Raw genomic sequence first — 557 nt, 5'->3', positions numbered from 1 at the left:
TGCAACTGATGATGCTTTATCTGACTTCCGTTTTGAAGTGGGCGCTAAAACTGTTCCTTCATTAGTATACGTTGGTGGCGACGGTAAATTTAAAAACTTAAATGCGGATTCTTCAAATTCTGTAGCGGAAATTGCGCAAGCTATTCAAGGGTAATGCCAACTTAAAGGCAAGATAGGTAAATATATCTTTGTTAAACCCTTAAGAAAGGTTTAAAGCGCATGAAATCGTTTGAATATATCTATATTTTTCTTTAGACTTATAGGTATAGAAAGGTGTGATATTAATGAAAACGCCAAAAGTAGTGATGGGATTCCTAGCCGCCGGAGTATTAGCAGCTGGATACACTATTACACAAGTTCAAGCAGATGAAAATGCACAAGATTTATATACAAGTAATGTGGCAACATCTCAAGTTGAATCAGCTACGACAAGTAGTGAATCAACTAGTCAATCGAAAGAAGCAAGCACAAGTACTGAGGAAGCAGCCACTAGTGAGAGTGAGTTAGCTTCAGATACGTCTGAAACTTCAGCTACTAGTGAGGCAACATACACTCCC

The 557-nt window shown here is 38.2% G+C and carries 1 pseudogene; it reads left to right on the top strand.

Annotated elements, in window-relative coordinates:
* Positions 1-284 precede the first annotated feature (284 nt).
* A pseudogene (locus tag ACRCJ0_RS18930) lies at positions 285-557 on the top strand (hypothetical protein); the annotation flags it as partial.

This window comes from Aerococcus sp. L_32 (genome assembly GCF_050689315.1).
The sequence above is the reverse complement of the archived record's forward strand: the minus strand, read 5'-3'. Positions and strand labels throughout refer to the sequence as shown.